Consider the following 9,094-nt stretch of genomic DNA (forward strand, 5'->3'; position numbering starts at 1 on the left):
GGCCAGCCCGTCTACTTCAATCCAGCGTCAGCAACGTCCATACCCACAACAACTACGGGACCGACATCCTCGCAGTCGCTGACGCCACAGTGGTCTCGGTCCTCGACGGCATGGAGGCGAATGCTCCGGGTGTTCTGCCCGCCAGCGACCCGACATTGGCGGCGAAACTGACTGTCGAGAATGTCGACGGGAATCACGTCGTGCTCGATCTGGGTGACGGCGTGTACGCAATGTACGCCCACATGATCTCCGGTTCGGTCACGGTCAAACCGGGTGACAAGGTGACCGAAGGTCAGGTGCTCGGAAGGCTCGGAAACACCGGTAACGCCAATGCTTCGCACCTGCATTTTCAGCTGATGGACGGGCCGAGTCTGCTCGAGGCGGATTCGTTGCCGTACGAACTCAAGAGCTTTGATTACGACGGGCAGGTCGCGCCGCAGCAGATTGCTGATGCAGATGACTACTTGAGTGGCACGTTCTTGCAGGGCAGGCTGCAGAAGCTGGAACCACGGACCAGCGAGATGCCGCTCAACCTCGCGATTGTGAACTTCTCCTAGGTCGAAATCGGATGGGGGCTCTGCAGTGGCAGTGGCAGCAGGGTATTGAGTGGAGCGCTCGGTCAGCAGTGATGGTCTGTTCGGTGACCTGATCCAATACCTGGGAGCGGGCGGTGGTGAATGTTTGTCGTTCTGTTGCGAGAAGCCGGTTTATCCGCATATCGCGCAGCAGCTGCTCTGACACCGGTTCGCACGGCGGAAGTTGATTCCAGGCGGACGCGCAGAGTGCCGTGCAGATAGTGGCCCGCGAGGCGATGGCAGGAGTGTCCGGGGTTATCAGATACTGCGGATAACATGAAAGAGATATCCATCCAGTATGCAACGACAAGGATCCCCTGTGGCCGAAATATTTATTCGACAGCTCATCGACGATCTCGACGGAAATCCCATCGACACCGGATTGGAACACGAAGTCGCCTTTTCCTATCAGGGGGCCGATTATCGGATTGATCTTCGACCTACCAATGCCGACAAGATCGAAGCCGCGTTCGCCCCGTACATAAAAGCTGCCGAGAAGGTCTCCTCTACACGCAAGGCTCGCGCCAGAACCGTGATCGCGACTGCGGCGTCGGGGTCCGGATCCGGTCGATCAGCGCAGCAACTGAAAGCGATCCGCGATTGGGCCGGCAAGAACGGCTTCGAGGTTTCCCCGCGAGGTCGGATCAAAGCCGACGTCATCGATGCTTTCGACGCCGCACACTGAAAGATCGTGAAGGGCATCTTTTCTCGTTGACTCCCAACGAGTAGAGCGTGTATAATCGGCGATTCGCGTCGGTGAGAAGCATTTTTGGGCGAGTTCGAGACCACCCTCGGCGGCGAAGACCAAGCGGCCGTCGTCGAGGGCGATCGCCCACCACAACACTGGCGCCCAGTCCCGGCCGGAGCCTCGACCACCTTCCATGAGGTTTTCACGCGTCGTAGCGGGCGGTGAAACCGGAACTCTGACCGGAGGGCGTAGACCAGGAAAGTCAGTGTGGGTGAAGCCAAGAAGGCGATTAGCGACACAGTGACCGAGAAGCAGCGGATCCTCAACTGTTCGGATACCCCGCCATCCACTAGACCGCAGCGGTGGGCAGAATCCAAATCGGATGGCGCCCATGCGGCCCACTGGTATGAGTCGTTCGTCCCGCTGCTTACGATGCCAGGCGAATGCTGAGCGCGAAGGCGGAAACTGTCTCGAACGATGCGGAATCGTAGAGCGAATTGGTAGTGAGGGCTGCGGGTTGAACCCAGCGGGACTTGTCGTATCGCATTCCGAAGAAGATTGCCACTAAAGTAAGAACGCACAACCCGATGACAAGCAGCGTTTGCCATCTCTCCGCTTTGTCGATTTGTCTGCGCCTCAGTCTTGTGCGGAGTATTTTCACCGGCGAATTATCCCACGTGTTCGGTTTGTTTGCATGTTCAACTATGTACTTCAGGTGCGGCGCAGGAGACAAAACGAGACCTTCCTGCGCCCTATCGGGAAGAACAGGCGCTGGACTTCCTAGACTCCCCGTGAGGGGTATCTGAACCGCCTCAATCCCGAGGCTGACGGCTCCTTCCTGCCATGGAAGGAGTATGTCTGTGGCAGGTAGACCCGACCCCACCCCGGCCCGCTGATCGATCCCGATTCCGTTCCCCGTGAACCGGCCCGGCTGCATGTTCGCCCGTCGCCGCTGTAACCACCCGTTTGGTGCGCCACTGCGTTACGGATTGTGCGTGGTATTTCCTACCTCGGCGGGGCAGTTCACCGGACGACATTCGCGATCAATATCACCGACGGTGCCGTAAGAGTGACCGCAAGGAGTCTTGGTCCTAGGGGGTTACATGCGGCGTCGCACTGGTGCGGGTCAGGCGGCCCACCAGACGATGGCGATGGCGGAGAGGACACAGCCGAGGACGACAGCAGTTTCCACTGCCATACCGAGCAATCCGTGCCTGCGCTTTCGTGCGTTAATGCGAGGCGTGGGTGGGGTCATGGTGTGGGGCGGGTTGGAGTGTGGTTTCGAGTCGGGTGAGGCGTTCTTCGAGGGCACCGGTGATGGCGAGGAGCCCGAGGAGGGTGGGTTCGGTGATGTCGCGGCCTTGATCGGCATGCGCGAGCAACGTTGTGCGTAGGAGCCGGCACATGACGGCGTCGTCGCTGATAGGTAGTTGCGCGAGTTTGGTGGTGATCTGTTCGGTAGGGGAGGGCACGGGCAGCTCCTGCATATGCGGATTATGCGGGCAACGCAAAAAGGTGACTGCCCGATCGGTTGCGTGGTGCGCTGGAACCGAGGCGGAAAGCAGCGCACCACTATCGGTGATGTTACTGCGTTGTTGCTGAGTCGCCGGGTGTGGGTTGTGGTGACGATGTCTTGCGGGCCGCTGCGAGAAAGTGATCCCAGGCGGTGTCGATGTTGTGTTCGTAGCTGCGGGGACCATAGGCGCGGAGTGCTGTGATCAGGTCATTTTTTGTCACGGGCATGGTGTGAGGTGCTTCTCGGCTGGTGTGTCAGAGCCGGAAAAGTTGTCGGTGGATCGGGTGTCGGTGATGTTGCTCAGTGGGGCGGGGTAGCCGAGTACGAGGGTGGCGGCGAGGAGAAGTTTTTCGTGCGTCTGTGCGGCGGCGATGGTCGTGGAGTGCATTGCTGAAATCCTGACGGGGTGTGTGCTGGTCTCGACGTTGCTGGGTTGTCGGCTTGTCGATCGATGGACGGCGAAGCGTTCGTATTCCGCGCCCGGCGGTTGGCGGGGCGCGACGGTGATCTACAGCGCCGGAGGGTTGGGGGTGCGCCACAGGGCCGGGGCGTCGCGGTCGTCGGTGTTGGTGAGGGCGCGGACACCGTCGGCGTCGCGGGTGAGGATGTCGGCGAAATGTCGTCGGTTGGTGTCGTCGAGTCCGTCGGGAAGGTTCGCACCATTGGTGATCGATGTTGCGGCGGCGTCGAGGTAGCGGGCGATACGCAGCAGCAGTGGGCGGGGGACCGGGACGAGGAAGGCGCTGGCGTCGGCGCAGATCATGCCGAGGGTGGAAAGCAGGGACAGGCCGGCGACTGCTTCTTTGTCGTCGAGGTTGATGTGGGCGACCTTCAATGCTTCGGCCAGTGCTGCAGTTGTCAACCCGATCGCGGCGACCGGCATGGAGATGGTTCGTTCGAATTCGATCAGGTCGGCGCCGGGGGCTTCGTCCGAGAGTGATAGGCCGAGCGAGTGCGCGAAGGAGATCAGACGTTCGTCAGTGAAGTCTCTTTGCGCGCTCTGGCGCGTGACGCGCATCAGCGCCGCGTACTCGGAGACCTGCTCCCAGACCTGTGCGGCATGATCTCGGCACCGATGCTCGCCGCCCGCTGACAAACGCACAGATCACCGAGGTGGCTTCTTGGCGCAACCGCAAGGCTCGCAAGCTCCTTGCCGCCACGATCAGGTGGTTGGCTCCCTATAAGCTCAGCCGTCAGCCTTCATCGAAAGAGCTTCAGCTGAAGTCAGACCAGAATGATTCACTTCGCTGACCCAACCAGTAGTCATGATGGATCGCTCAAAAATCAAGGAGAACGAGTAATGGGCCCAGCGAACCTGAATAGAATTTTGATGTCGTCAGCGGTGGCGGTTGCCGCTGCTTTCGGCGTCACTGCACCCGCACACGCAGCCGATGCGCTGGAGATGAGCTATACCCAGTCCACCCTACTGGCGTTCAAAAATGGCGAGTGGGCGAAGGACGTAGCTGTCGACGACCACGGCGATACCGCTATTTTGGTGACCGCTTCCGGTCAGAGTCGAGTTGTGAAGATCAGTGGGAACGGAACTCAAACCACAGTGCCTGTCAGTGGCCGTGGATCCGCTGGCAGTGTAGCCATAGACAATGATGGGAACATCTTCGTCACGTTCGGCAGCTACTTGTCCGGCAACGCTGTCGCGTCAGGGTCGGTAGTTCAGATCACACCCGAGGGCAATAGCTTTCAGATTGCGTATGGCTTGCGCAATCCTTGCGATGTCGCGGCGCAAGGCTCGGAGATTGCAGTCCTCGATTGCGGTACCGGCAATGAAGATAGCCAAGTAGTTCGAGCGAGTGTCGTCGGCGGCAACACCCTCCAGCAGATCTCTGGATTCATTCAGCCTCGAGGTGTTGCAATGGACCGAGCCGGCAACATTCTCGTTGCGGATGCGAAGTTCGGCGGCAACGACAGCAGCCTGATCAAGGTGTCGTCCGACGGAACAAAGAGCGATATCAAGTTCGCCGGGCTTTCCCCACTCAGCGTGGCCGTTGACGAGGATGGAAACGCGATCGTGGCCGGAGCTACAGACACAGCTACCCGAGTAATTAGACTGCGCTCTGACGGATCTCAGTCCGTTCTACCGTTCAGTGGTCTCGTCTTCCCGACTGGCGTCGCTGCGGATAAGGCGGGATCGATCACCGTTTCCTTCCTGCTGGGGAGCGGCACAAACTCCGCAAGTCGAGTCGAGCGACTCGTCCCGACCCTGATAACCGATCCCACACCGGAGCCCACCCCCAATCCCACACCGGAGCCCACCCCCAATCCGACACCTGGATTCGGCAGTAGCGGCAGTTAACCTCGGTTTCGCATTCTTCTGGTTCCTTCTTCGTTACGACAGACCTACGCCAGCCTAGAAAGCGGTTGATACCCCAATCTGAACGACTACGATTTTGGGGATCGGTTCGGCCCTCGCTGACAGAGTCGAATTCAGCCTTGGTGCGCTCGAGTCTCACGACATTATCCGGATCTGAAAAAGAATGGCGACTCTGTAACTGGCGTGTCGAGACGATACATCGACGGCGACGGGGCCCAGCGGATTATGGCGACGCCTGAGGCAGGGACTTTTTCATAACATTTTCAAATGCTCAGCGGGAAGCTGATTACACGCTCTGGGAGTTGTCGAGAATAGTACAGACGCGCACATGATCCGGGCGTGACATCGGTGACTACGGTCACGATGTCGGTGACTACGGTCACGATGCAGCTGTTCGAGGGACGCACGCTATCACAAGCCCTAGCATCGGTTTCTGATCATTGCTCGACATTTACTACGGGACACCACATGTACCGCATCAGCAAGCTCTCTCTCACCATCGCGACCGTCGGCATCGCGGCTATCGCTCTCGTCGGCTGCAGCTCGGCAGGATCGACTGCTGCACCGACGCCGGGCTCGACAGTCGCCGCCAACGCGCCGGCCGCGGCTCCTGTTGAGGCGTCGTTCGAGGACAACGTCCTCACGACGAAGGACGTCGTGATCAAGATCACCGATGTGAAGACGATTCCAGTAGGTGAGGAGGGCAACGAGTACGGCAAGGAGCCCGTCATCGCATTCTGGTACGACACGACGAACGTCTCCGGCAAGGAGACGAATCCGATGACGGCGTGGCTGTTCGTTTTCGAGGCGTACCAGGACAATGACCCCAACGCGGAGAACAAGCTTGGTGTCGGCTCATTGCCGGACGCTGCATTCCTCGATTCGCAGATGAACAAGATCAAGAAGGGCGGCACTGTCGCTAACGCGGTCGCGTACGAGCTGTCCGACACGACAACCCCCGTGAAGTTGGTCGCCTCCACGATCCTTCAGGACGAGATCGGATCGATGACCTTCGAGCTCGAGTAGACGCCAAGAGGCCCGTACGAGGAAGAGTCGCCAGGATGATTGCCTGGCGGCTCTTCCTGCAAGCGCTCCAGCGGACGTCGCGCCGCGCAGCAAGCTGCCACCGCGGGGACAGAGCTTCGAGGTTCCCAGGCCCTGTTGTCACCGCGGAGCTATGCCCACAGAACGTCGACGAGTCGGCGGGCCAGCGCCATCAAAGCGTGGGTGTGCGTGCGGTTTTGGGCCCGCTTGTGCTCGTAGAAGCTTCTCGACCGTCTGCCGCTTCGGAGGCTGGAGAGCGCGGCATGTAGAACACTCGCCCTGCGAAAGGGCACTGATGAGGCAGAGTGATCCACAGGAGAAATCGGCATGAGTATCGAACGGCTGCAAGCACATTACGGTTTTGCAAGGATGCCATTCGTGCGGAACTTGGCACCGGCGAATGCTGCACCGCCACCCCGGACACGCCGAAGCCGTCGCCCAGTGTGTCCTGGTGCGTGGACCAACATGCGATCGGGGTGATCACCGGAGAAATCGGGGCTGGGAAGACCGTTGCGATCCGGGGGTGCGACAACGGAATTGGATCCGGCGCGGCACATGATTCGCGAATCCGAGCTGCAACACCTGCGATGCTGCATTCTCCTCCGCGTCCCGGACCGTCGCGATCTTCTGCACGGTCACTCCACTCGGTTGCGAAGCACTTTGTCACCATTCGACATCACGGTGCCGACAACTCCGGCATCGACCCTACCTCCGTCCGAGACTGGATAAATTCCGGCAATGACCGACTGGCTATGCGTGCCACATCAAGCCACACCCGAATCGGCGTTCGCTGCCCGGTCTGGACGGCCACACAACAGAACAGAACAAATGTCCGTTATGTTCTTGTGGGTGGTTCGCCTACTGTGGCCGCCGCGTACCTCTGGGTGCGGAAGACTGCACCTGGAAGGGCGCGCCACCTATGTCCACCATGGAACAAGCACACCCACATCAACTTTGGCCACGTGTCGCGGCGGTACTGGCTGCTGCCGCTCTCGCCGTTGCCATGACAGTCAGCAGCGCGGTCACCACCGCAGCCGCAGACTCCGTCACCACCACAATCCCGGTCGGCTCGCACCCAGACGCGGTGGCGGTAACGCCAGACGGCAAACAGGCATACATTGTGGCCAGTGAATCGGTGTCAGTGGTCGATACCGCCACCAACACAGTCGCCATGACAATTACTACCGGCTCAGGTCCGTCCGGGGTCGCGATTGCCCGCAACGGCAAGTACGCCTACGTCACCAACTACCACGGCAACTCGGTATCGGTGATCGACACTGCTACCAACGCTGTCACCGAAACCATCACCCTCCCGACCGACACACAGCCGTTCGGGGTCGCGGTTACCCCCAACGGCAAATATGCCTACGTCACCAACCAGGCCAGCAACACGGTGTTGGCGATCGACACCGTCACCCGCACGGTCACCCACACCATCACAGTTGGTGAGAGTCCGTACGGGATTGCGATCACATCCGACGGCAAATATGCCTATGTCACCAACAACATCGACAATTCCGTGTCGGTAATCGACACGGCCACCAACACCGTCACCAAAACTATTGCGGTCGGCAAACTTCCGGCCGGGGTGGCGATCACACCTGATGGTTTGTATGCCTACGTAACCAACTACGAGGGTCGTTCGGTGTCCGTGATCACGATCGCCACCAACACCCGCGCCAGAACCATCTCAGTCGATTCGGCCCCACGCGCGGTGGCGATCACCCCGGACGGTCGACGCGCCTACATACCCAACAGCACATTGGATGGCACCGTGACCGTTGTCGACACCGCCACCAACACAGTCACGGGGACCATTCCTGTCGGTACAGCCCCGACCGGCGTTGCGATCACACCAGACGGACGCTATATGTACGTCACCAACAATCGTGGCAGCTCGGTATCTGTAATCGCGATCGACCAAGCTCCGACGCTTTCCGGGACACCGTCCTCCGGTGTCCTAAACCAGGATTACAACTACGCCTTCGGTGTTACCGGACACCCAGCCCCGGCTGTGAAGATCACTTCTGGTGTACTGCCAGACGGACTTAGGTTGAGCGAGGCCGGCGTCCTGTCCGGTTTCCCCACCAAGAGTGGGAGCTTCGTATTCACCGTCACCGCCTCCAACGGTTTCGGTGCAGATGCCCGATTGCCGGTTGTTGTCAATATCGCAGACGGCACCATGACGACACCGCCCACCACAGATCCCTCTCCGCCTTCAGTCGGAGGGGGATCACTTGGGAGTTTTGGGTCCTGAGCTGACGACGAAGTCTCCGTGCATGAGCCTAGTGGCCGTCCACCCGCACTCCGGATGGGCGGTCACTCGCGTTGTGGTGGTCACTCGATGTTCCGGAGGTCGAGGGACTGCTCACCCAAGCCCAGTGACTCGATCAGGTCGCGGCGATGGTTGCCGAAGCCGGCGAACTGCTCACCGATGTTCCAGCGGAACAGTTTGAGGTCACGCTCGACTACAACTTCGGCGCGCCGAACGCATTGCGCGAGCGCTGCGCGTCGCCTGCGTCGGATTTGGCGCCGGACGTGGAATGCCGCTGCCGATATCGGGCAGCCGAGAGTGGGTTGATCGCGAACACCAGGTTTCCAGCCGCCTGCAGGGCAACTACCCAAGGGCCGCGGTCAGTTTCGATTCCTACAACAACTTGGTCTGCGGATAGATCCACCCACTCGGCGGGCGCATGTTCGGCGATCAACGCATGTAGTTTCGCGATACCTTCCAGACCTTCGGGAAGTCGGGCACGCGCAAACGTCGGCCGGTGTCGTCCTCGATTTCGATGTCGTGGTGATCTTGCGCCCAGTCGTCCCCTATGAACAGCATTGTCAAGCAACACCTTTCCAAGTTTCGGCCCTGTCGAATACAGCAGCAACCCGGGGTCAAGTCCAAATGTGTGGTGTGTGAGGACGGGCACTGCGTAATCTCCTCGTTC

General features: G+C 59.9%; 8 protein-coding genes and 4 pseudogenes. 6 read left to right on the forward strand and 6 right to left on the reverse strand.

Annotated elements, in window-relative coordinates; genetic code table 11:
• Together H7C86_RS35850 and H7C86_RS35855 are read left to right on the forward strand one after the other, a co-directional pair.
• On the forward strand, window positions 1-557 hold a 557-nt coding region (locus H7C86_RS35850; protein ID WP_182263402.1), incomplete at its 5' end, for a M23 family metallopeptidase.
• Between the two features lie 337 nt (window positions 558-894).
• Window positions 895-1,260 (forward strand): Lsr2 family protein, encoded by a 366-nt coding sequence (locus H7C86_RS35855; protein WP_182263403.1) that lies wholly within the window; start codon window positions 895-897, stop codon window positions 1,258-1,260.
• 90 nt (window positions 1,261-1,350) lie between these two features.
• On the opposite strand, the pseudogene H7C86_RS38135 reads toward H7C86_RS35855, so the two are convergent.
• From H7C86_RS38135 to H7C86_RS35870, 4 genes and pseudogenes are all read right to left on the reverse strand, one after another.
• Window positions 1,351-1,578: pseudogene (locus tag H7C86_RS38135) on the reverse strand (hypothetical protein); the annotation flags it as partial.
• A gap of 914 nt (window positions 1,579-2,492) precedes the next feature.
• Window positions 2,493-2,735, reverse strand: coding sequence for a hypothetical protein (locus H7C86_RS35860; RefSeq protein ID WP_182263404.1), 243 nt, complete (start codon window positions 2,733-2,735; stop codon window positions 2,493-2,495).
• Between the two features lie 261 nt (window positions 2,736-2,996).
• Window positions 2,997-3,167, reverse strand: coding sequence for a hypothetical protein (locus H7C86_RS35865; protein WP_182263405.1), 171 nt, complete (start codon window positions 3,165-3,167; stop codon window positions 2,997-2,999).
• A gap of 120 nt (window positions 3,168-3,287) precedes the next feature.
• Window positions 3,288-3,881, reverse strand: coding sequence for a hypothetical protein (locus H7C86_RS35870; protein WP_259349425.1), 594 nt, complete (start codon window positions 3,879-3,881; stop codon window positions 3,288-3,290).
• Window positions 3,882-4,013: 132 nt separating this feature from the next.
• Between H7C86_RS35870 and H7C86_RS35875 the strand changes: the two genes are divergently transcribed.
• Window positions 4,014-5,090 carry a hypothetical protein gene (locus tag H7C86_RS35875; RefSeq protein ID WP_182263406.1) on the forward strand — a complete coding sequence of 359 codons (1,077 nt, stop codon included), beginning with the start codon at window positions 4,014-4,016 and terminating at the stop codon, window positions 5,088-5,090.
• 486 nt (window positions 5,091-5,576) lie between these two features.
• Complete coding sequence (locus H7C86_RS35880; RefSeq protein WP_182263407.1) at window positions 5,577-6,134, forward strand: DUF5067 domain-containing protein; 558 nt, start codon at window positions 5,577-5,579, stop codon at window positions 6,132-6,134.
• Window positions 6,135-6,283: 149 nt separating this feature from the next.
• Here the strand turns inward: H7C86_RS35880 and H7C86_RS37780 are convergent.
• Window positions 6,284-6,415, reverse strand: a pseudogene (locus tag H7C86_RS37780) (IS110 family transposase); the annotation flags it as partial.
• A gap of 64 nt (window positions 6,416-6,479) precedes the next feature.
• On the opposite strand from H7C86_RS37780, the pseudogene H7C86_RS37785 reads away from it, so the two are divergent.
• Window positions 6,480-6,713: pseudogene (locus H7C86_RS37785) on the forward strand (AAA family ATPase); the annotation flags it as partial.
• 358 nt (window positions 6,714-7,071) lie between these two features.
• Window positions 7,072-8,409, forward strand: coding sequence for a beta-propeller fold lactonase family protein (locus H7C86_RS35885; protein WP_259349426.1), 1,338 nt, complete (start codon window positions 7,072-7,074; stop codon window positions 8,407-8,409).
• 247 nt (window positions 8,410-8,656) lie between these two features.
• Here H7C86_RS35885 and H7C86_RS35895 read toward each other — a convergent pair.
• Window positions 8,657-8,985: pseudogene (locus H7C86_RS35895) on the reverse strand (transposase); the annotation flags it as partial.
• Window positions 8,986-9,094: the final 109 nt, after the last annotated feature.

This window comes from Rhodococcus sp. UFZ-B548 (assembly GCF_903819475.1).
Lineage (GTDB): Bacteria > Actinomycetota > Actinomycetes > Mycobacteriales > Mycobacteriaceae > Rhodococcus_F > Rhodococcus_F erythropolis.